The sequence below is a fragment of the Chitinophaga lutea genome, from assembly GCF_003813775.1.
Taxonomy (GTDB): Bacteria; Bacteroidota; Bacteroidia; order Chitinophagales; family Chitinophagaceae; genus Chitinophaga; species Chitinophaga lutea.
The window spans coordinates 853,458-876,849 of record NZ_RPDH01000002.1 but is presented as its reverse complement, the minus strand read 5'-3'; the positions used below and the strand labels follow the sequence as shown (position 1 = coordinate 876,849).

The window sequence follows — 23,392 nt, the reverse complement described above, 5'->3', positions numbered from 1 at the left end:
TTATTTATAAGATTCGGCGTTGTTGCCCAGCAGGTACTGCAGCTGTAACACGCTTTGATTGTAATTGTTAAGGGTTTGCAGGTGAGTGTTCTGCACATCCATGGCGGTGCGCAGGCTCTGGAGGTATTCCACGTAACCGATTTCCCCGCTGCGATAGGCCTTCCCGGCATGTTCGGTCATCAGCGTGGTTTGCGGCAACAGCGCATTGTCGTAGTATTGCAGCGATTCGGAGAACTTCAGCACTTCCTGCATCTTTTCATGATAAAGGCCCTGGTAATTTTGCTGCTGCTGCTGGTAGCGGAAATCGGCGGCCTCTCGCTGTTTGGCGGCGGCTTTGATGCGTGCGGCCTGCGGCTTGAACCACAGCGGCACGGCGAGGCCGGCGGTGAACCCGCTGAAGCGGTCGCTGCCGGTAGCCAGCGGCGTGCCGGATGCGTTTTTGGGCGAGCCGATGAACGTTTGCGAGAAAAAGCCCACGGAAATATCGGGCAGCATTTTCTGTTTTTCCACCTGCTGCTGTTTGCCGGCAATCACCGCCTGCTGCTGAAACCATTGCAGCCCGGGATTGGCGGCCAGCGCGCTGCTGTCGGCCACGCGCAGGGGCAGGGCGGCCAGCGGCTCCATTACTACCTGCACGGGTTGTTCGGCGTGCAGCAGGGTTTGCAGGCGCACGCTGTACAAACGGATGTCGGCCTTTACCTGCTGCTGCAGTGTTTTGAGCTGCTGCTGTTGTGTGGAGGCGGCCGTTTTTTCGAGCAGGGTGCTTTCGCCGGTGCGCAGCTTCACATCGGCCGCGCGCACAAACCGGCTGTATACGGAATCCTGCTCTTCGAGGCGTTGCTGCCAGCTGTGCAGATATTGTAGTTCATACCAGGCGGCCTGCACCCGGTACACGAGATCATTCCTGTCGGCGGCGAGTTTCAGTTCGCTGCTCCTGATGCCGGCATCGGCGAGGCGGCTCTGTGCGCCGAACAGGGTAGGGAAGGGAATGGTTTGCGATACGGAAATATTGTTATCTGTTCCCACGTAACTATTGTTATGCCCGTATTGCAGCCCGAGGTCGGTTTTGCCGATATCGGACGCCGCACCGCGTAACTGGCGGCTGCCCTGCACATCGGCCGTCGCGGCGCTGATGCCTTTGTTCTGCGCCAGCGCGGTTTGAATGCATTCCTCCAGCGTGTAATGTTTTTGCTGGGCATTGGCATTCAATCCCAGCCCCAATAAAGGCAAAAGAAGCAGCTTGTTCATATGCTTTGGCTTTTGTTGGATCTTGTCGAAATAGATGTACAGCACGGGCAGCACGATGAGGGTGAGCAGGGTGGACGTGAGGAGCCCGCCGATCACCACCGTGGCGAGCGGCCGCTGCACTTCGGCGCCGGCCGAGCCGGAAAGGGCCATCGGCAGGAAACCCAGCGAGGCCACGGCGGCCGTCATCAGCACGGGCCGCAGACGCAGGCGCGTGCCCTGCAGCACAATCTCCCGCAGGTCTGTCATGCCGCTTTTCTTCAACCGGTTGAATTCGGCGATCAACACGATGCCGTTCAGCACGGCCACCCCGAACAGCGCGATGAAACCCACACCGGCTGAAATGCTGAACGGCATGCCGCGCAGCACGAGCGCAAACACCCCGCCGATGGCGGCCATGGGAATAGCGGTGAAAATCAGCACGGACTGTTTGACGGATCGGAAAGTGAAGAACAGTAATAAAAATATCAGCGCCAGCGCAATGGGCACGGCCACGGATAAACGGCTCTGTGCCTCCTGCAGGTTCTCGAACTGCCCGCCGTATGTGATGAAGTAGCCGGTGGGGAGTTTGACCTGTTTTTCGATGTTGGCGGACACTTCCTCCACCACGCTGGCAATATCCCTGCCGCGCACGTTAAAGCCTACGATAATGCGGCGCTTGGCCCATTCGCGCTGTATCTGGTTGGGACCGAGCTTGTACGAAATATCGGCCAGCTGGTCGAGCGGCACCTGGTTGCCGTTGGGCGCGGTGATGAATATGTTTTTGACATCGTCGATGCTCTCGCGGTTCACCTGCTGGAAACGCACCACCATGTCGTACCGCTTTTCGCCTTCATACACGAGCCCGGCGCTTTGCCCGGCGAATGCGGCGTTCACGGCCTGGTTCACGGTCGACACGTCGATGCCGTAACGGGCCAGCAGGTCGCGGTTGAGGGTGATCATGATCTGCGGGAGACCGGTGATTTTTTCTTCATACAGGTCTTCCGCGCCGGGTGTGGCGGAAACGATCCTGCCCACTTCCTTGCTCAGGCGGGTGAGCGTTTCGAGGTTTTCCCCGAAAATCTTGATGCCCACATCCTGTCGCACGCCGGAAATGAGTTCGTTGAAGCGCAGCTGGATGGGTTGAGAGAACCCGAACTGCACGCCGGGAATGGCGTCGAGGGTCTGCTGCATTTTGCCGACCAGCTCGTCTTTGGTGCCGGCGGAAGTCCATTCTTTTTTCGGTTTGAGCATGATCATCACGTCAACCGCCTCCATGGGCATGGGGTCTGTCGGGATTTCGGCGGAGCCGATCTTGCCCACCACTTCCCGCACTTCCGGGTATTGTTCCAGCAGCAGTTTCGACGCGAGGTTGATCTTGTCGATCGACTCGGACAATGAACTACCGGTATTGAGCCGCATTTCGATGGCGAGGTCGCCTTCCTCGAGCGTGGGAATGAATTCCCCGCCGAGGCGCAAAAAGGTGATGAGGCTGGCGATGAAAAGCAGCACGGCCACAGCGGTCACCATCAGCTTGTGTTTTAGTGCGCCGTTGATCAGCGGCTGGTACATCCGCTGGAAGAAGTCCATCATGCGGTCGGAAAAATTCCGTTTATGCACCACGTTCTTGCTGAGAAATAAAGCGCTCATCATCGGCACGTAGGTGAGCGAGAGCAGGAACGCGCCGAGTATCGCAAAGCTCACGGTTTGCGCCATGGGCCCGAACATCCGGCCTTCGATGCCGGTCAGCGCCAGGATGGGCAGGTATACGATGAGAATGATGATTTCGCCGAAAGCCGCGGCGCTGCGTATTTTGCTGGCGGAGGTGTAAACCTCTTCGTCCATTTGCTGCTGGTTGAGCCGCGTCAGTTTGCTGAGGCCGAGGTGGTGCATGGTGGCTTCCACGATGATCACCGCCCCGTCCACGATCAGCCCGAAGTCGATGGCGCCGAGGCTCATCAGGTTACCGGATACGCCGAACAGCCGCATGAGGATGATGGCAAACAGCATGGCCAATGGTATCACGGACGCTACGATCAGCCCGGCGCGCAGGTTGCCGAGGAACAGCACCAGCACGAATATCACGATGAGCGCGCCTTCGATAAGGTTTTTGCTGACCGTGCCCACCGCGCGTTCCACGAGGTCACTGCGGTTGAGGTATACTTCCAGTTCCACGCCTTCAGGCAGCGTTTTACGGATCTGCTCCACGCGTGTTTCCACGTTTTTCACCACTTTGCTGGCATTTTCGCCTTTCAGCATCATCACGATGCCGCCCACGGCCTCGCCGGATTTTTTCCCGGAAGCATGGGTGAGGGCGCCGTACCGCACCGCCGCGCCGAGCTGCACCACGGCAATGTCGCGCACCAGTACGGGAATGCCCTGCGAGGTGTGCGACACCACGATCTTTTCAATATCGCCCAGCGAATTGACGAGGCCCTCGGTGCGGATGAAATAAGCGTTGGGCTTTTTGTCGATGTAAGCGCCGCCGGTGTTCTGGTTGTTTTTCTCCAGCGCGGTGAATACATCGTTGATGCCCAGGTGGAAGCTCCGCAGTTTATCGGGGTCGAGGGCGATTTCGTATTGTTTGAGGAACCCGCCGAAGCTGTTCACTTCCGCCACGCCGGGCGTGCCGAGCAGCTGCTGGCGGATGAGCCAGTCCTGGATGGAGCGCAGCTCGGACGGTGGGAATTTGTCTTCGTAACCGGGTCGGGGATGCACCACATATTGGAATATTTCCCCGAGCCCGGTGGAGATGGGCGTCATTTCAGGGGAGCCGATGCCGGGTGGAATGCGCCCCAGCGCTTCCCCGAGCTTTTCGTTCACCTGTTGCCGCGCCCAGTATATATCTACGTCGTCGTGGAACACGATGGTGACCACCGAGAGCCCGAACCGCGATGTGGAGCGGATTTCCGTGAGCTCCGGAATGGTGGCCATGGTCTGTTCCACGGGGAAAGTAATGAGCCGCTCTACTTCCTGCGGCGCCAGCGAAGGGCTTTGCGTGATCACCTGCACCTGGTTGTTGGTGATGTCGGGAACGGCATCTACCGGCAGGCGGGTGAGCGAATACACGCCCGCCGCCACCAGGGCCAGTGTAAGCAGCCCGATGATCAATTTATTTTGAATCGAGAATCTTATTATCCTGTCCAGCATATAAAGCCTGATTTTTCACGTACGCGGCTGCGCGATGGCATGCACCATCAGGCCGCGCACGGCATGAGTCTGTATGTGTTCAATCGTTCGGTAAAATCAGGCGTGCCGGGGCGGTTGCCAGAAGGAATCGGTAAGCTCTTCAGCGGGCGGACAAAGGTACCTGCTGACCGGAGCGGCCAGTAAAACAGGTTTGCTGAAATAGTTGACGGGTTTGGGCAGTACGGTGGTTACCGCGCAGCAGTAGCAGCTGCAGAAAGGCGAGCAGGTGTCGGCCGACTGGTCGGCGGGCTCATGGGGCGCCGCGTGAACGGTTTCGTTGGTCGGGCCATGGCTATGCATACTATCCAGGTGATCCGTGCAGGGCATGCCCGCGCAGACCAGGATCCAGATACTGAAGAGAAACAGCCATGCTTTCATGCCGTAAAAGTATAAAAATATGGGGAGGATACATCCGGAATTTTTACAAGATGGTTGCAAAATGCGGCGGCTGACGTACATGTGCAACGTCGTATCAAAGAAAAGCGAGTTTTTTGCGGATGAAGGCATCTTCCTGCGGCGAAAGCCTGCATTGCAGCGCCTGCCGGTAATATGCGGCGGCCCGTTCGGGCTCCGCCCGGTCAGTATAGATGCGCGCCATGGTGCAGTGATAGAGGTGGTGCTGCTGCATAAAGTCATGCTCCGATAAGGGGGCCAGCAGGGCGAGTGCTTCCGGGGTGCGCCCGGCGAAATGCAGGGCGATGCCGTGATTGAGCTGAACGAAAGGCGAGGGGTTCACCTGCTGCAGCCGGCTGTAGAGCGCGGCGATCCGGTCCCAGGGCGTTGCTGTGTATGATGGGGCGTTGGCGTGCAGCCAGGCGATGGTGGCTTCGAGCAAAAAAGGAAGGTGTGCGGCGTCCTTTGCTTCCAGCAGGTAATGCGTGGCTACCGTCATCATATCCCTATTCCATCGCCCTCGGTCCTGGAATTCCAGTTCCAGCAGCTCGCCGCTTTCCGTAGTGCGGGTTTCGCAACGCGAAAGCTGGAACAGCATCAGGGAATACAGGGCTTTGGCATCGGCCACGCCTACACGGGCATGCGTGATCACGGTTCGGGTAAGGCTCAGCGCATCTTCGCACAACTGTTCGTCGGTGTTTTTCCAGCCTTCGGTAAACACGAGGTAGAGCACTTTCAACGCCATCGGCACTTTCCGTTCGCTCCACCAGACGAAGCCGCTGCTGAAAGATATATCGCGCTCCTTGGGCTGCTGCTTCTGCCGGTACAGCATTTTGGAAACGGAATCGGGGGCGGTGCCCAACAGGGCCGCCACTTGCTGTACCTGTAAGCCGTGCACATAGCGCAGGGCCATCACGAGCTGAAGTTTGGGCGAAAATTCCGGGCGCATACAGGCAAAGAGCAGCCGCAGCAATTGCAGGTCGCCGTCTTCCTGCATGGCCGCAACATCGGGCAGCTGGCCGGCGCTGTCGAGCGCGAGCATCGTTTTTTGACGGCTCTGCTGTTTGGCGGCGATGTTGCGGATGGTGGCATAGAGCCAGGCCTCGGGTTTGTCGGGAAGCTGATGCGGCCAGCGGGCGGCCGCCGCCGCAAAAGCTTCCTGCACAATGTCTTCCGCATCGGCCACACGGCTGATGCCGCTGTAGTACAGCAGGGCGCTCACCATTTTACCGAACTGCGCGCGGTAGATCTGTTGCAGTAACAATTCCATATCAATACGCCATCAGCGGCCTCACTTCGATGGGAGCGTTGTAACGGGCCACATGCGGGCAGCCGGATGCGATTTCGGCGGCATGTTCGATATCCCGGGCCTGTATCAGCACATACCCGCTGATGCTTTCGCGGGCCTCGGCAAAAGGCCCGTCGGTGCTCACGTGGCCATTGGGGCGCACATAACGGGTTTCGGCCTCCAGAGGTTCTCCGCCGAGGAGAATGCCTTCTGCAGCAAGGCCTTCGGCCCATTGGGTCATCACCGTGATACATTCCTGCATTTCCTTTTCGGAGAGCTGCTTCATTTTCTCCAGGTCTTCCCGGATCAACAAGAGATACTTTTTCATACAAGTGGTTTTATCAGTATAGTACCCTCCATTAAAAAAATCAGGACAGGGGCCGCATAAAATTATCACAATTCATGGTATGCCCCTTGCGCCAGTAACCCGGGCAACCGCCACCAGCCGAACATTGCGGCAAGGAACGCCATGTCATTTAGTTTCATTTACTTACGCAGAATTTTTTTGCAATCCATTGTTAACGTAAACTTAATCGGCCAGTGTAATAAAAGTGAAAGGTATTTTAATAATTTTAAATGTCGGAAACTTCATGGAGCAATGGTTTATTAGCCTGTGCGAAAGGTTTTTTTGCAATTGCTGATTATTTTATACGTAAAAGGAGCCGAAGTGTTGCGTTTTATGCATCCGCAGTGTATCTTCCCAACCGTATATACCTCTGATTACAAGGTATGAGAATGAAAGTTGATTCCACGGCGTTATTTGATTGAAAAAATTAACCACGTAAACTAGATGATCGAAACAAAAACAGCCTAACAACCAAACAGTATCCGTCTAATGCGCTTTTACTGTCAATCCCAATCGTGAAATTAAATGGCAGCAATGCAGGGAGCCATGTGTGGAAGAAACGTTTAATCTCCATCGTTTTTACTTTTTGACAGTCATTTTCATTAATGCTGCTGATGCAGTGTGAATAATACATGCACCGGCATGATTCGCTGTGCGTCCGCCACAGCGGATGAAGAGTTCTTTTACACGAAAATTCCGTCTTATGACATATTTCTACCCAAGTTCAGGTAAAGGCGCCACGTTATTACTGGGCCTCTTGATGCTGGGAGCAGGCGCTACGGCGCAACAAAAGCTATATAAAAAATCAGATTCCACCGCTTCCGCCGGCAACAGCGAAGCGGATCAGCGATTGCGCGGCATAGCTGTGCAGGCGAGGGACACGATCGGGTATATCCCGCATAGCGAGCTCCTACTACGTACAGGCGGCGCAGTTAGCCGCGTACATATGGATGAAGTGAGAAAACTTCCCTACACAAGTGTTAACCAGATGCTCCTCGGAAGGGCCACGGGCGTGGATGTCCGCATCCCCACCAACGAACCGGGTAAACGCAGCGCCGCCTTCGTCAGAGGAGCGTCGGGCCTGCTGCTCAAAAACGGCGACCTCTTCGGCGCACAGCCGGTTTATATGGTAGACGGCATGCCGCTCATCACCGATCACTCCTTTGCCTACGACGTACAGCGCTTCGATTTCAACCGCATGGGCACCGAAATCGATCCCCTGGTTTTCCTGAATGTAAACGACATCCAGCGTATTGAAGTACTCAAAGACTTCGGCGCCGCCGCCAAATACGGGCCCCTCGCTTCCAACGGCGTGATCAATATCGTCACCCGCGGCCCCCGCAGCGGTGAGCTGCAGGTGGAAGTAAACGGCTACGCCGGCATGTCCCTGAAACCGGCCGTGAACGTTATCAACGGCAGATGGGAGCGCGATTTTCGCCTGCCCTTCTACGACCGATACGCCTCCCGCGAGCAATACCGCAGCTTCCCGTCTTATCTCGCAGATTCCACCAACTCGACCTATTATGGCCGGGCAGACTGGGATGAATCATACTACCGCAACGGCTGGAACACCGGCCTGCAGGCTGCCGTAAGCGGCGGGAACAGGCTCGCCAGTTTCCGTTTCAGCGTGGGCCAGGCTTCGGAACAGGGCGTAGCCGAAAAAACCGGGCTCCGCCGTTACAACGTCAACTTCGGCATTAACGTGATGCCGATGCGCAACCTGCTCTGGAGCACATTCATCAGCGCTGCCGTGGCCAACCGCGACAGGGCGCAGACCATTCGCGACAGGATGGGCGACGAAGATTATATCTTCAACCTCGAAAAACCGCCGTCATCCAACAAAGCCGGCGTAGACCAGTATTTCCGGTACCTCGAAAAAGGCATCGACAAAAACAGGAACGCCAGCATCAGGGTATTGAACACCCTGCAATACACCGTTGGCCGGTACGTGAAAATAAACTCCCGCTTCGGCATCGACCACGGGCAGAATTACCGCGACCTGTTCATTCCCACCACCGTGAGCGACGGCAACAACTTCGTGTCCAACTACGACGGGCTGCACCGGCGGCTGGTTTTCGACAATTCCGTGGAAATAACCCCGCTGCAGGCAAAAGGCCATCAGCTCTCCGTAACGCTCGGGCAAAATAACCAGTGGGATATGTGGAAGTACAACTACGGCCGCGCCTACAAAGGTAAAAGCGACTATATCCAGATCTACCAGCCGGGCAATAACGACAACAAACCGGGCGCTTCGCATAACCTGCGGCTCACGGCCAATTACCGTGACCGTGTGAAAAACAATCTCGCTTCTTTCTATGCGGACATCGACTACAGCCTCGCCGGCAAATATTTCTTTGAGCTCTATCTCCGGCAGGACGGTTCTTCCAACGTCAGCGAGGCCGAACGCTGGAAACTGTTCCCGACCCTGGCCGCTGCCTGGAAAATATCGGGCGAAGATTTCATGAAAGACAGCCGTGTTTTCAGCAACCTCCGGCTCCGCGCCAGCGCAGGCCGCGTGGGCAAGATGTTCCAGGACGACTATTATAAAGGAGGGCCGGTATACAATGTGGAAGCCGGTTGGGAAGGCTCTCCGAACATGCCTACCTACGACGCCTTTCCCGTGCTCAACGCCGCTTATGAACTGGGTTACATTTCTGAAGGTATCGGCTGGGCGTATACCGACCAGCTGAACGGCGGCCTCGACATAGGACTGTTGAACGATCGCCTGCAGGTTTCGCTGGACGTGTATACCCGGCAGGACAAGCAGCTGCTCATCAAAATGCCGGCCGTAGCGGAAAGCGGGTACTCGGGCATTTGGAAGAACGGGATGGACATCGCCAACTATGGCGGCGAACTGGGCATAGAGGCCAATATCCTCAACGGTAAAAAATTCAGCTGGACGACCATGCTGAGTGCTTCCGCCAATAAAACGAAACTGCTGCGCCTGCCCGACGGAAAAACGGACGTAAGGCTCGGCAACCGCCGTTTTGTGGTGGGTAAACCGGTCGATAAATACTGGCTGCTTATCAACGACGGCATATACCAGACAGACAGTGAAGTGCCCGCCGGCATGACCTATCAGGGCCTGCCGATGAAAGCCGGCGACCCCAAATGGCGCGATGTGAATGGCGACAACGATATCAACGACAACGACCGCGTGATCACCGGCACCCACAATCCGGCCGTACAGGGCGGTTGGGGCAACACGCTCCGTTACGGCAAGCTGGAACTGAACATGTTGTTCAGCTACGCCTTCGGCAGGAAACTGCTCAACAAGGCGCTGGCGGACCGGTTTGATTTCGCCAACAACGAAGGGGTGGACGAAATCGACGGCGCCAAGGAATTTACCTACTGGACCCGGCCGGACGGTGACCTCGAGGCAATGCCCCGCTACAATCCATGGAGCCCCGTTAGGGCTTACCAGGTAGAACAAACGCTGTTCCTTGAAAAGGCCTCGTATGTAAAACTGCGCTCGCTCTCATTGACTTATAATTTCGCCGGTCCCTGGATGGAGAGGAACGGGCTTCGGCAATTACGTGTATTCGTGACCGGTAATAACCTGTTTACCCTGACCGACTACAGCGGCGGCGATCCGGAAGCATTCGACTACTTCGGGTATGACCAGGGCATGTATAACTGGGCGCAGCCGAAGAGCTTTACCCTGGGCTTCAATTTACTGTTCAAATAATTAAAACCGACTTTATGCGACATATATGGATGGGCAGCCTGATGTGCCTGTTGGCAACCGGATGGCTCTCCTGTAAAAAGATGCTCGACGTGGATTCCACCCGTGCCGTGACGGAAGAAAACATGTGGAAGACGAGGACCGACGCCTGGGCCGGCAGTTTTGCCGCTTATGGCCTGCTGCGTGCGGCGCTGGCGAACGAAAACGCCTATTGGGTGTACGGGGAAATGCGCGCGGGCGATTTTACGGCCACCAAACGGGGCGACCTCAAGGCGCTCCGTTCCGCGGAGCTTACCTCCAACTACCAGACGATGGACGTTTGGCGCGACTGGCGAAGGTTCTATGCCGTCATCGCGCAATGTAACCTGGCGTTGGCCAAACTGCCCGGCATTCCCGAGCTCGACGACCGGTATCCCCGCTCGGAAATGAAACTGGATGTGGCGCAGGTGCGTTTTTTACGGGCCTTTACATATTTCTACATGGTCCGTATCTGGGGCGACGTGCCGCTGGTGACCGACGCCGTTAACGGCGACTTCACCGCCAAAGCGCGCGAGGACTGGAAAAAGGTGCTCGACTTTGCCACGGCGGAAGCGCTCCTGGCGGCCAAAGACCTGCCCTGGAACTACGATGGCAAGGATCCCGAACAGCAAGGCAACTACCGCGGCCAGGGCCTTTCGCACTGGAAAAGCATTCTCGCCACGCGTGGCGCCTGCTATACGCTGCTGGCCCACATTGCCGCCTGGAAGAAAGACTATGCCACCGCGTTGCAGTACATCGACTTCGTGATGAACAACAAAACCAGGACGCTGTATGAGTACGTGCCGGACAACAACTATCTCGTACTGAGCAGCACCGGGAACGCCACCTTCCGCGGCCGTGTGAACTGGAATATTTTCCAGGTCGACTTCAACCTCGACCATGCGGAGATCTCCACTACCGGCCAGCTGGAAAACTGGACGCTCCGCTATCCCGATGTGCCGAAAAACGAAGCCGAAATCTATGTGACGAAAGACAGCATCCTCAATATTTACAGCAATCCTTCGGACGTGCGGATCTCGCTCTTCTTCACCGACATGTCCAGCATGCAGCCCATGTTCTACAAGCTGCGCATGCTGGATGCGGCTGTAAGGAATCCCACGCTCCGCCTGTTTAATTCGGCCATCGTCATCTTCCGTTATGAAGAGCTGACACTGCTGCGTGCCGAGTGCAACGCACGGCTTAACAAGGAGGCGGACGCGCGTACGGAGCTGAACGTGCTGCGCAACCGGCGGTATGTTGCGTCCGTTACCGACCAGGTAAAGGGAGAAGAGCTGCTCGATCTCATCCTCGAAGAACGGCGCCGTGAGCTGATCGGAGAGGGCTGGCGCTGGTACGACCTGGTCAGCTTCGGCAAGGTGCCCGCCTATTCCAACCTGACGCAGGCCGATGTGGACAATGGCGCCGCTTACTGGCCCCTGTCGAAATCGGCCCTCAGCCTCAATCCGCAACTCACGAATTATTCATTCTGGAAATAACCTGTATCATGACGAAAAGACTATTTTCCACCAGGCATATATTGGCAGCGCTCATCTGTAGTGCGGCTGCCGCCGGTTGTCAGAAAGACAATCCCTACCGGGATATGGCCCCGGTGCAGGAAGTGAATATGAGCTCCTACGATTTTATCAGGCAAGCCAATAAAAGCGGATTGTACGATACGCTGTTGCACCTGCTCGATAAAACCGGTGTTGCTGAAAAACTCAAGAGCGGCCGGTATACCTTTTTTGCGCCGCAGGATTTCAGCATCAACTCCGCCATGGAGAATCTCAACTTTACGCGCAAGAAGCGCGGCGAGCTGCCCAACTGGACGGTAGACAGTGTGAGCACCGGCGTATGGGATACGCTGCTGCACCGCTACCTCGTGGAAGGGATTTACAACCTCGATTCGCTGCGGTTCGGAGACGGGGTGACGCTGATGACGCCCTATGGCTATGAAATGAGCGGAAAGGCGGTGGGCACGGCGGCGGCCGGTATCCAAAACGGCAGCTCCATGATCATCGAGTTCAGCGACAAGAATAATTCGCGCCTCACCAAATTCTGGGTGTCCACCACCACGGAATCCACCAACCTGAAAACCACCAACGGCATGGTGCACATGCTCACGCCCAAACATGTTTTCGGATTTACCTCTTTCCTCCCGCAGGCATATCCGGCGCAGATGATGCCGTTCTTCGGCAATCCCTTTCTGGTGCCGGGAGCAGGTAGCATCGACATCGCCTATTTCGACAAAGGGGGCGAAGGTGTGGCCTACCACGATTTTGAGCCGGCCAACCGCGGCAACGGCAAATACCGCTTCGAAGAAGGCGTGGACATGGACAACTGTACGGAAGGGCCCTATAACGTTGGGTTTACTTTCCCCGGCGAATGGCTGAATTATACCGTGAAGGTGGAGCATAGCGGCCTGTACCGCTCTTACGGACGCGTAGCTACGCCCAACTCCAACTGCATTTTTCACCTCGAAGTAGACGGCAAAAACGTGACCGGCTTGCTGAACATACCGAAAGGTACCGGCTACCAGGATTGGGTGACCATACAGGGCGCGGACGTTTTCCTGACCGAAGGAGAGCATGTAGCCACCTTCTTTGTGGACGCGGCGGGCTTTAATATGGCGCGCCTGGGTTTTGTGCCCAAGTTCCGGAAACCCTTCAACGCACTGCCGCTGAACATCCCCGGCGTGGTGCCCATTGCGGAATTCGACTGGGGCGGCGAAGGCATCGGCTACAAAGACGTGGACGCACAGAACAGGGGCAATGCCAAACAGATGATGCGCGCCTTCGAAGGCCCGGACGTGGAACAGGCGCCGTCTCCGGAAAAAGGGTTTAACCTGGGTTATACCGCTGCGGGAGAATGGACACTGTACACGGTGAACGTGCAGAAAACAGGCAAATACGACATCGTTTTCCGCGTCAGCTCACCGAATACGACCGGCAAGGTGCACGCCGAAATAGACGGCGCGAACGTGACGGGCGTGCTCACGGTGCCGAGAACCGGCGCCTATGGCACGTATACGGACCTCATCAAAAAAGACGTGACCCTCACCGCCGGCACGCACGATCTCAAAGTATTCATGGACGCGGCCGGTTTCAACATTGCCAAACTGACTTTCGTCGCTAAATAAATTCAACCATGCAACCAGTTATCCAATATATAAAAACACCCCGGCGCACGAAGCGGATGGCCTGCGCGGCAGGCTTGCTGGCGGTTGCGCTGGCCGGCTGTTATAAAGACACCCTGCCGGTGGAAACCGACTACCTGAGCAAAGACATGAACTTCAAGAAAGATGTTTTTGTGTCCAACCTGGGTCGCACGAATATGTTTATCAATGTCTTCAACGCCGACTACTCCACGCAACCGCTGGAGTTCACGCTGATGTCTCCCCGGGTGGAAGGAAAAGTACCTGCCCCTGTATTGCAGGAATTGGTGGATACCCGGCAGTGGAAAGACTATTACACCGGTACGGAAAAATCCATCGCCGAAATCGAAGCGAAGCGCATCACGGTGCGCCGGCCCATCGTGGACATGAACAGCCAGAACGGCCAGCTGGTGGTTTGGCCGGTGGATTCGAACAAAGTGCGGTACGGCAAATATTATTTCGACGTGAAAGTGAAGAACGGCGCCGGAGAACGCCTGTTTACCGGTCTGACGATCGATCTCCGCCGGCCCAGGCCCTACGACCCTTACGAGTTCGACGACATCACCGGTTTGCGGAAACCGGATAATTCCGGCGGCATCATCCGCCCCACCACCCTTACCGGCCATGTGGACGCGCAGCAACGCGAAATCAAAGCGGAAAACGTGCAGGTATACTTCGTGAAAACGGGGAACGCAGCCAACACGATCACCTTCAAATTCGTGGACAAAGACAGCATCGGCATCCCCCTCACGGTCTTTAACTACCAGCGCTGGGACAGCCTGTTCTATTACAGCAAAATGGCCGACCGCAACGTGAAATTCGGCTTTAACGGCCGCATCCCGAAAGACAGCATGTCGGTGACCTACGATATCACCAACCCGTTTCCCATTCTCTCTGAGGTATTTCCCGGCGACGAGGAAGCGGAATATAATTTCCGCTTTACCAGGGTGTCTTTCGGTTCCCGCAGGATAGGGACGATCGGCCTGAAACTCAGTATTCATGAGCCCGGGGAATGGACGGTGATATTCCGTTACCGGATCAATCCCAAATTCAGTGACGATTAATGCTCAACTTTTAAACCAGCAAATCATGCATAAATTATACACTGGCATCATACGGCTCTGTCTTGTGCTGGCGCTTCTGGCCGGCGGCGAGGCGTATGCCCAGCAAAAAATAACGGTAACGGGCAAGGTGACCGAAGGCGGTACGTCCGGCGCCGGCATACCGGGGGTGAGCATCATGGATGTCGCCGCCAGGAAAGGGATTGCGGTGACGGACCAAAACGGCAATTTCACCCTTACCATCGAAGAAGGAAAATCCCTGCTGTTCCGGTTCATCGGGTACCAGGATAAAACGGTAAAGGCGGGCAGCGCGCCGCTGCGCATCGTACTGGTGCCGGCGGAAACGGGCCTCAAAGAACAGGTGGTGGTGGGTTACCAGAAACGTTCTAAAGAAACGATGACCGGGGCCTCCAGCTCCATCAGCGGAAAAGACATACAGAACGTGCCGGTGCCTAACCTGGAGCAGCTGCTCCAGGGCAAGGTGGCGGGCATGAACATCCAGGTCAACACCGGCGCGCCCGGTTTTGGCGGCACCATTTCCATCCGCGGCATTTCCCAGCTGAACATTTCGGGCAGCGGCGACCAGGCCTTCCTGGCCAGTTCCAACCCGCTGCTGGTGATAGACAACGTGCCGGTGGAATATGACGGCGGCGTAGACCAGTCGATGCTGCAGCCCGGCGCCGCAACAGGCCCGCTGTCGCTCATCCCGCCGGAAGACGTGGAGTCCATCGAAATCTACAAGGACGCGCAGGCGGCTTCGCTGTACGGTTCCCGCGGCGCCAACGGGGTGATCGTGATCACCACCAAACGTGGTAATTCCGCCGTGCCCATCATCAGCACCAACAACTCCCTGTTCGTGAACGTACCACCTGCGCTGCGCAGCGTATGGGGCGGCAATAAGGAGAGAGACTACCGTATCAAGGCCATCATGGACTACAACCGGAGCGAACGCAAGGCCAGGGATGATATGGATGGGGCCATCTTCCTGTCAGACAGTCTTAACGGGTTTTTCAATAACAGCACCGACTGGCAGGGGCTTTTTTACCAGACCACCCTCAACACGAATAACAACCTCCAGATCACCGGCGGTAATTCCAAGATGAACTACAAGGCGAACCTCGCCTACCAGATGAACCAGGGTGTGATCAAAAACACCGGCTTCAACAAATACAGCCTCAACCTCCAGCTGAACATGCAGCCGAATACGCGGCTCCGCGTAAGCGGCCAGCTCTTTGGCGGCTATGGCCAGAAGAAGCGCGGCAACGGCGGCGGCCTTACCGGCAACGGCGCGGGCAACGCCTTTACCTCTTCACTGCTGCCCGGCCCTTCGCACTTCCTCGAGTTCCCGGAACTGAGGGCTTACCTCGAGAATGTGGATGATAACAACACCGTGAACATCCGCAGCTTCCTGAGCGTGGATTATGAAGTGCTCCGCGGGCTGCGCCTCACGTCAACCACTTCGTACGACTATTACACCGATACCCGCGACCGGTTTAACCGCGGGTTCTCCAACAATAACCAGACGCTTTCATACGGCTTCGTGGGCCGCAGGGGAGAGCTCAATACGCGTAACGGCCTGGCCTATAATTTCAGCACGCGCCCGGACGATTCCGAGGCAGGGCACAACATCCTGGTGAGCGCGTTCACGGAGGCCAATATCATGGAAAATGAACAGCACATCCGCGAAATGCGCAACGGGCCGAGCGATTTTTACTGGGGCCCCCGCGGGTACTCTCCGCGTTTTTACCCGGGTAACCCCTGGAATGACGCCGGCAACATCAACACCAATGGCACGCCGGTCAGCCGTACGTATCACGCCATGTCTTACGCCGGTTTCATCTCCTACAACTTCAGAACGAAGTATGTGCTGGACCTCTCGTACCGCGCAGACGGTAACTCCAGTTCCGGGCTGGCCAGCCGCTATTCGGTGAACCCCGCGCTGGGCGTAAGGTGGAACTTCAACAAAGAACCGCTGTTCCAGGATCTCAATTTCCTCGATTACGGGTCCATACGCGGCAGCTACGGTATCAACAGCCGCCCGGTGGCCAACCAGGTGAACGCCCTCGGCATCTACCAGGTATTCGCGGATTACAATAACCAGACCGCTATCGGCCCCGAATTCGGGCTGATGCCGAACCCGTTCCTGGAATCCGAAAAATCACGCCAGTACGATGTGGGTTTGGATGTGAGCCTCTTTAAAGGCCGCTTCAGCTTCAATTACGATACCTACTACAAACGCTCGTATAACCTCGTTATGGAAGTGCCGCTCACGGACGTTACGGGTTATAACAGGATACAGATGAACGGTGGCGCCATCGTCAATTACGGCCATGAATTGTCCGTTACGGTGCGGCCCATCGCTTCCAAGAAACCTGCGGGCTTCCAGTGGATGATCTCCGCCAATGGCGCGATCGCCCGCGGCGTGCTGACGGAACTGCCCGGTGGCCTGAAATCGATGCGCTATAACGACGGTGCTCCTTATTACCAGGACCTGGCGCGGAAAGTAGGCCGCAACCCGATCTCCAACTACCTGTATTACACGCAGGGCTTTTATGACAGAAACGGAGATGTGCCGGTAGATCCGATCCGCGGTATCCGGTATAAAACCGGCAAAGGCAACACACCGTCATATTTCCTGGCAGGCGACCCCATCTGGAAAGACGTGAACGGAGACTACATGCTCGACGATGAGGAAGACAACATGATCGTCGGCAACCCCGAGCCGCGTGCCACCGGTGGTATCTCCAACACCGTCAGCTATAAGAATTTTTCGCTGAACGTTTTCTGTTCCTTCACCTGGAAGCGCGATATCCTGAACAATGCAGTGGCCGGCCGCCTGATGCGCCTCACCCAGCCGAACAATATCATCTACGATGGCGGTATCGGCGGTTCGGTGAACATCTATGACCTCGACCAGCTCAATTACTGGAAAGGAGAGGGAGACGCAGGTGCAAAGTATCCCAACGTGTACTACTTCTACCGCAACGGCCAGATACAGCCCTTCAGGCTGGATCAGACCATGTTCATGGAAGACGGTTCGTATTTCAAGATCAACCAGGTAACGCTCAATTACCAGTTCAGGGATTTCGACTTCATGAGAAGGGCCAAAATACGTACGCTCAGGGTGTACACCACGCTGTACAACCTGGCCATCATCTCGAAATATTCCGGGCCTAACCCTGAAACCGTGAGCCAGCTCGGCCGCGACGATATCAACGGTTACCCGGCGGCGAGGAGCTTCACCATCGGCTTTAACGCGGAGTTCTAAATTAACACGAATATCAGCGGCGCCCGATGAGCCGGTGCCGCCGATCATCAAAATTTTGACAGATGAAACACTATTGCAGAATAATACTGGTGTGTATGGTGCTGGCAGCGGCCTCCGGGCTGTCCGCCTGTAAAAAGTTCCTGGAACTGGAGCCTACCGACAAATTTACGGGGGCGGATTTCTGGAAAAATGCGGCGGATGCGGAAGCCGGGGTCAACACCGGGTACAGCATCTTGAGAGGCCGCCTGGGCAACGCTTCTATCTACACCAACAACGACTTCAGGCCGGGCAACTGGAACTTCTGGCTGAAGAGGAATTTCGAGGCACTGTCCAGGAATCTCCTGCAAAGCTCGGATTTGTCCGCATCGGATAACACGCATGCGCTGCGCGAAAGCTGGGCTGCCTTTTACCAGGCTGTTGCGATGGCGAACCTTTGCCTCGACAAGATCCCGGCCATCCAGGATAACACGATGAGCACGGCTTACAGGGCGAGCCTGCTCGGCGAGGCCCGCTTTATCCGCGCGTTCAGCTATTACCTGCTCGTTACGCATTATGGCGATGTGCCCCTGCAGCTGGACCCGTACGACTCAAAGCTGAAAGCACGTACCAACATGCTGCAGGTGCTGGACACGGCCATCGCCGACCTCCAGCTGGCGGCGAGGGATTTGCCAGATGGTTACAGCGACCCCACCAACAAAGCCGTAAAGGCCACTAAGGGCGCTGCTTTCGGCCTGATGGCCAATATGTACGCCTGGAAAGCGGGCTTCGACAAACCCCGCGCCGCGGAATGGTGGCAGAAATGCGCCGAGTCGTGCAAGGCAGTGATGGACCTGGGGATGTACCGCCTCCTGCCTTACACACGCGAGGCCTTCAAGGAAATTTTCAAGGGCCGCTCGGATGAAGGTGTTTGGGAAATCAGCATGGACGCCAACTACGGCAACTCCAACGGCGCCTTTATGGCGCAGTGGGTGCTCCATCAGCCTATCCTGGCTACGAGCACCACGCTCTTCGGCGGCCTCGCCAGCGAAGTGACCATCAAACGCCAGTTCATCGATTATCTCTACCCGCCCGGCAAACAGGACGCACGGTTTATGCTCTGGTTCGACGATCCGTACTCCACCATCAACCCGCAGTCGTCCATGTTCCTCAAATATTCAGATATTCCGGACCCGGCCAACCGGTCGTTCGACTTCAACATGATCTACATCCGGTACGCCGGCGTGCTGCTGCTCCGTGCGGAGGCACTGGCTGAACTGGGCGGTCACGATGCGGAGGCCATCGACCTGCTGAACGAGATCAGACGCCGCGCCGAAACGGAAGAATATACCGGCGCCGGTGGCGACGAACTGAAAGACGCCATCTTCCGCGAACGCACGAAAGAACTGATGGGAGAAGGACAGCGGTGGACAGACCTCGTAAGAACGGGCCGCGTGATGGAAATGGGCGAATGCGATAATTACCTGAGCCCCGACCAGTTTGAGCGCCGCGCCTGGACGTGGCCCATACCGGCATCCGCCATGCGCACCAACCCGCTCCTTGTTCAAACGGCCTATTGGGTTCAATAGACTTTTAAAAAACTGATTGTATGAAGAAAATATTTCAATGGCCGCTGGCGCTTTGCTGCCTGGTACTGTTCTCACAGTCCTGCAAAAAGGATTATTACGTGGACGGGGGGAAGGCCAACCCCATCTATAACGGCACCATCTATGATTACCTCACCGAAAAAACCATGTACTTCGATACCATCAAGGCGATCGTAGACCTGGCGGGGATGAAAGACATGATGACCAAGGACACGATCACCTTTTTCGCGCCTTCGGACGACGTGATCCGCGACGCCATGAACCTGGTGAATTTAAACCGCTTCATTGCCGGGAAAGATTCCGTGAAAATATCCGATATCGGGCAGGAAGTATGGCGCAAGTTTCTCGGCATGTACGTCATGAAGGGCAAACATACCGCGGGTACTTTCCCCCGCGTGAGCTACAATAACATCAACGCTTTCCCCGGCATCAACTACGTGATGCTCGACGGGTATATCCTCAACATCGGGCTGGAATACACCACCTACAATGGAGTGGAGGCCGTGGGGCCGCGTATCCTGTATGTGACGGATATTACCTTCGACCCCACCAACTTCCGCAACAACCCCAGGGTACGCGTCGTATCATCCGACATACAGCCGAAAAACGGCGTGGTGCATGTGTTGAGCATACAGCACAATTTCGGTTTCCGGACAGACGATTTCCTGCGCATCGCCCTCGATTACTTAAATTCTAAAGACTAATGCAAATGATGAGAAGAACGATCCACAAAGGTTTTATAGGAAGCATCGCCGCTGTGGCGCTGCTGGCCGCCTGCCAGAAGGAATCGGTGAACAGCGACGGCGGAAGCCCCTACGGGGAGCCCGTACTGCCTGCCATCAGCTTTGCAGAAGAACGCGCGCTCACGCCGGGGAAAGGTTTCGCCAACGATGAAATTACCATCAAGGGAAAAGGTTTCCTGGCGGTGAAAGACAGGCTGGTTATTCAGTTCGGCGGCACGGCAGGCACCATCGTGTCTGTAACCGACAGCACGGTGAAAGTGCGTATACCGGAACTGGGCAGCACCGGCGCGGTGTCCGCACAGGTAGGGCAGGAATTCTATTACGGGCCCTTTTTCCCGGTGCTCGGCCCCTTGCAGATGGATACGGTGTACCCCGGTTTCAGGGGAGCCAATGGGCAAATCCTGAACGTGATGCCCGTGCCGGGAGACAAGTACATGATCGCCGGCAGCTTCACCGAATACGACAACTCCGCAATCAAAGGCGGCGTGAACCGCCTTGCGCGCATCAATGCAGACGGTACGCTGGACCGTACCTATACTTACGGGGAGAATCTCGGGCCCACCGGCGGGTACATCCGGCCGATGGTTTATCTGCCCGACGAAAAAAAGTACCTGATAGGCGGCAGCTTCTCCGGCTACGACCAGGTGACGAACGTGCACTGCATCGCCAAGGTGAACACCAACGGGGGAGTGGACAACGTGTCTGTACTCCGGCCTTCCGGCGCCACGGTAGCCACGTCTGCCCTGGCAGGCGGTTTCAGGGGTGGCGTTCGCGAGATATTTTTACAGAAAGACGGAAAAATAATGGTCGTGGGCGATTTCAAGTTCTACGTGAAGCCGAACTACAAACTGCAGACGGTTGAACTGAAAACCGATTCGATGCATCTCGACTCCACGGCGGTGTTCCAGATTGCCCGCCTGCATCCGGACGGGGAACTGGACTCGTCGTACCACTACGACCTGGCCAATCACCAGGGCAAAGTGACTGTCAATGCGCCCATCAGCAGTGCCGTACTGTTGCCGGACGACAAGTTGCTGATCGCGGGTAACTTCACCACCTATGGCGGCCAGCCGGCGCCGCATATCGCCCGCCTCAACCCGGACGGTACGCTGGATCAATCCTTTAATCCCGGCTCGGGCGCGGACCTGGTGATTTTTGACATGCTGGTGCAGCCGGACGGCAAGATCATCTGCGCAGGCCGGTTTACCCGCTTTAACGGCGCAAAGGCGATCGGCCTGGTGCGGCTGGAAGCCAACGGCGCGATCGATCCCACTTTTAATGTAGGGGATGGCGCCGACGGGTATGCCCTGAAAATCAACCGGCTGCCGGGCGGAGAGCTCCTGGTGGCAGGTATTTTCCGCAAGTTTGCCGGCGTGAGCCGCAACAACTTCGTGGTATTGACGGCGGAAGGCGCCGTGCATAAGTCTTACAACTCCAATGGGGGCATCACCAACGGTTTTGTGGAACAGGTGATACCCATGGTAGGCCAGAAAGCCGCGCTGATGGTGGGCAGTTTCACACAGTTCGATTTCCGCTCGGCGAACCGGATCGTGAAGATGAAATATCAATAAGCCGCACAAGCGGCATACATAAAAAAACAAGCCGTAAGCAATGCTTACGGCTTGTTTTTTCGTTCCGGGCGGTTCGTTCTTTCCGGGTGATGATTTCTTTTTTTACCGCCGCCGGGTTTGTGGCGTTTGCCGCCACCTCCGCCGTGCTGGCCACCGCCACCGCCTCCTCCGCCTTTGCGGGTTTTGGGCTGGTATGCGGGGGCAGGCCCCAGTTCTTCGGGTACGGGCGCTTTGGTCACTTCATGGCCCAGCAGCTGCTCGATACGGGCGAAGCGGTGCTGCTCCTTGGGAGCGATGAAGGTGTAGGCCGTGCCGTCTGAAGCGGCCCTGGCGGTACGCCCGATGCGGTGTACGTAATCTTCCCCGTCGTTGGGTACGTCGAAGTTGATCACCAGGTCAATGTCTTCTATGTCGATGCCGCGGCTCAGAATGTCTGTGGCCACCAGCACGTTCAGTTTGTGGTTGCGGAAGTCGAGCAGCGCCTGCTCTCGTTTGTCCTGCTCCAGGTCGGAATGGATTTCCTCCACGGAGAATTTGGCGCGTTTCAGCACGGCGGTGAGCTGCTTCACACTTTGTTTGCGGGAGCAGAACACGATCACGCTTTCCGTTTTACGGCTGCTGAGGATGTGTTTCACCAGCGGCACCTTCTGGTCTTCATTCACCACAAACGCTTCCTGCTTGATTTTCTCAGGCGGTTTGGAAATGGCGATGTTGACCTGCGCGGGATCTTTCAGGATCTTCATGGCGAGTTTACGCATCTTGTCCGGCATGGTAGCCGAGAACAGGAGGGTTTGCCGCTCTTTGGGCAGGAACGAAATGATCTTTTCAATATCGTCATGAAAACCCATGTCGAGCATCCGGTCGGCCTCATCCAGCACCAGGTATTTGAGCCCCTGGAGCTTCACATAACCCATGTTGAGATGGGCGATCATGCGGCCGGGAGTGCAAATCACAATGTCCGCCCCTGTCGAGAGGGCTTTTTTCTCCACGGCGAAAGACGCGCCGTCGCCCCCGCCGTAAACGGCAATGGAGCTGATATTGGTAAAATAGCTCATCCCTTCGAGCGTTTGTGCAATCTGCACGGCAAGCTCGCGGGTGGGCACAATTATCATGGAGTTGATCTGGTGTGCGTCGTGGGTATGGGTGAGCAGGTTCTGCATCGTGGGCAGCAAAAAAGCGGCTGTTTTGCCTGTGCCCGTTTGTGCGGATGCTATCAAATCCCTGCCGGATAAAATGATGGGGATCACCTGTTCCTGAACCGGGGTGGCGGTAGTATACCCCATTGCGTCTATACCATCCAGCAGATCGTCGTCGAAATCAAATTCATCAAAATACAAGGTAAATATACTTTTTTTTAATATAGGTAATGTGTAAAGATAACGGTTTTAGGTCAGAATGTCTGCCCTTATTATAATTGATCGATCAGGTGCCAGTTCTGGTTCAGGATATTCCTGACGGAATTGCGGAGCTCGGCCATACGGCTGGGTTTGCTCAGGAAATGCACGTTCCCGGGGCCGGCCAGCTCCCCGGAAGGGCCGGGGTGGAGGGAGGTGGTGTAGATCACGACGGGGGTGCCGCTGAGGTGCTGCATGTCGCGAAGGCACTGCAGGCACTGCCTGCCGTTCATCAGGGGCATGTTCAGATCGAGAAAAATGACATCGGGTATTGCTGTAGCCTGATTCTCCAGGGCGGCAACGGCTTCCGCGCCGTTTTTAAATTCCTGAAAGATGATATGCCGGTCATACTCGGAGATGGCTTCTTTCAGAAACTCCCTGTCGTCGTTATCGTCATCAATAATGAGTATAACTCTGGGTTTCATGGCAGATATGATTTGAATTTTGATTAGAAAACCGGGGTTTTAAAGTTAAAAAA

14 protein-coding genes are annotated in these 23,392 nt (G+C 56.1%); 8 read left to right on the top strand and 6 right to left on the bottom strand.

The genetic code is table 11. From position 1 onward, the window contains the following. From EGT74_RS15800 to EGT74_RS15785, 4 genes are all read right to left on the bottom strand, one after another. Complete coding sequence (locus tag EGT74_RS15800) at positions 1–4,374, bottom strand: CusA/CzcA family heavy metal efflux RND transporter (protein WP_123847550.1); 4,374 nt, start codon at positions 4,372–4,374, stop codon at positions 1–3. Positions 4,375–4,470: 96 nt separating this feature from the next. Beyond that, positions 4,471–4,791, bottom strand: a complete 321-nt coding sequence (locus EGT74_RS15795; protein ID WP_123847549.1) for a DUF6660 family protein — start codon at positions 4,789–4,791, stop codon at positions 4,471–4,473. Positions 4,792–4,885: 94 nt separating this feature from the next. Then, positions 4,886–6,076 carry an RNA polymerase sigma factor gene (locus EGT74_RS15790; RefSeq protein ID WP_123847548.1) on the bottom strand — a complete coding sequence of 397 codons (1,191 nt, stop codon included), beginning with the start codon at positions 6,074–6,076 and terminating at the stop codon, positions 4,886–4,888. A 1-nt stretch (position 6,077) separates the two neighbouring features. Next, entirely contained in the window at positions 6,078–6,422 is a 345-nt protein-coding gene (locus tag EGT74_RS15785) for a YciI family protein (RefSeq protein WP_123847547.1), read from the bottom strand. A 721-nt stretch (positions 6,423–7,143) separates the two neighbouring features. Between EGT74_RS15785 and EGT74_RS15780 the strand changes: the two genes are divergently transcribed. The 8 genes from EGT74_RS15780 (at position 7,144) to EGT74_RS15745 (ending at position 21,520) form a co-directional block, all read left to right on the top strand. After that, on the top strand, positions 7,144–10,128 hold the full coding sequence (locus EGT74_RS15780; protein ID WP_158618175.1) for a SusC/RagA family TonB-linked outer membrane protein: 2,985 nt from the start codon (positions 7,144–7,146) through the stop codon (positions 10,126–10,128). Positions 10,129–10,142: 14 nt separating this feature from the next. Further along, entirely contained in the window at positions 10,143–11,639 is a 1,497-nt protein-coding gene (locus EGT74_RS15775) for a RagB/SusD family nutrient uptake outer membrane protein (RefSeq protein ID WP_123847545.1), read from the top strand. Between the two features lie 8 nt (positions 11,640–11,647). Further along, positions 11,648–13,279 (top strand): carbohydrate-binding protein, encoded by a 1,632-nt coding sequence (locus tag EGT74_RS15770; RefSeq protein ID WP_123847544.1) that lies wholly within the window; start codon positions 11,648–11,650, stop codon positions 13,277–13,279. Between the two features lie 8 nt (positions 13,280–13,287). Then, entirely contained in the window at positions 13,288–14,358 is a 1,071-nt protein-coding gene (locus EGT74_RS15765) for a DUF5007 domain-containing protein (protein ID WP_123847543.1), read from the top strand. Between the two features lie 25 nt (positions 14,359–14,383). Beyond that, the gene (locus tag EGT74_RS15760) at positions 14,384–17,623 is read left to right on the top strand and encodes a SusC/RagA family TonB-linked outer membrane protein (RefSeq protein ID WP_123847542.1); all 3,240 of its coding nucleotides are present in this window, start codon (positions 14,384–14,386) and stop codon (positions 17,621–17,623) included. A gap of 62 nt (positions 17,624–17,685) precedes the next feature. Then, positions 17,686–19,188, top strand: coding sequence for a RagB/SusD family nutrient uptake outer membrane protein (locus EGT74_RS15755; RefSeq protein WP_123847541.1), 1,503 nt, complete (start codon positions 17,686–17,688; stop codon positions 19,186–19,188). Positions 19,189–19,208: 20 nt separating this feature from the next. After that, complete coding sequence (locus EGT74_RS15750; protein WP_123847540.1) at positions 19,209–19,910, top strand: fasciclin domain-containing protein; 702 nt, start codon at positions 19,209–19,211, stop codon at positions 19,908–19,910. 5 nt (positions 19,911–19,915) lie between these two features. Then, positions 19,916–21,520, top strand: a complete 1,605-nt coding sequence (locus tag EGT74_RS15745; protein WP_158618174.1) for an IPT/TIG domain-containing protein — start codon at positions 19,916–19,918, stop codon at positions 21,518–21,520. A gap of 44 nt (positions 21,521–21,564) precedes the next feature. On the opposite strand, the gene EGT74_RS15740 is transcribed toward EGT74_RS15745, so the two are convergent. Next, complete coding sequence (locus EGT74_RS15740) at positions 21,565–22,857, bottom strand: DEAD/DEAH box helicase (protein WP_123847538.1); 1,293 nt, start codon at positions 22,855–22,857, stop codon at positions 21,565–21,567. A 71-nt stretch (positions 22,858–22,928) separates the two neighbouring features. Beyond that, positions 22,929–23,339: a response regulator gene (locus EGT74_RS15735; protein ID WP_123847537.1), complete on the bottom strand. Its 411-nt coding sequence runs from the start codon at positions 23,337–23,339 to the stop codon at positions 22,929–22,931. Positions 23,340–23,392 lie beyond the last annotated feature (53 nt).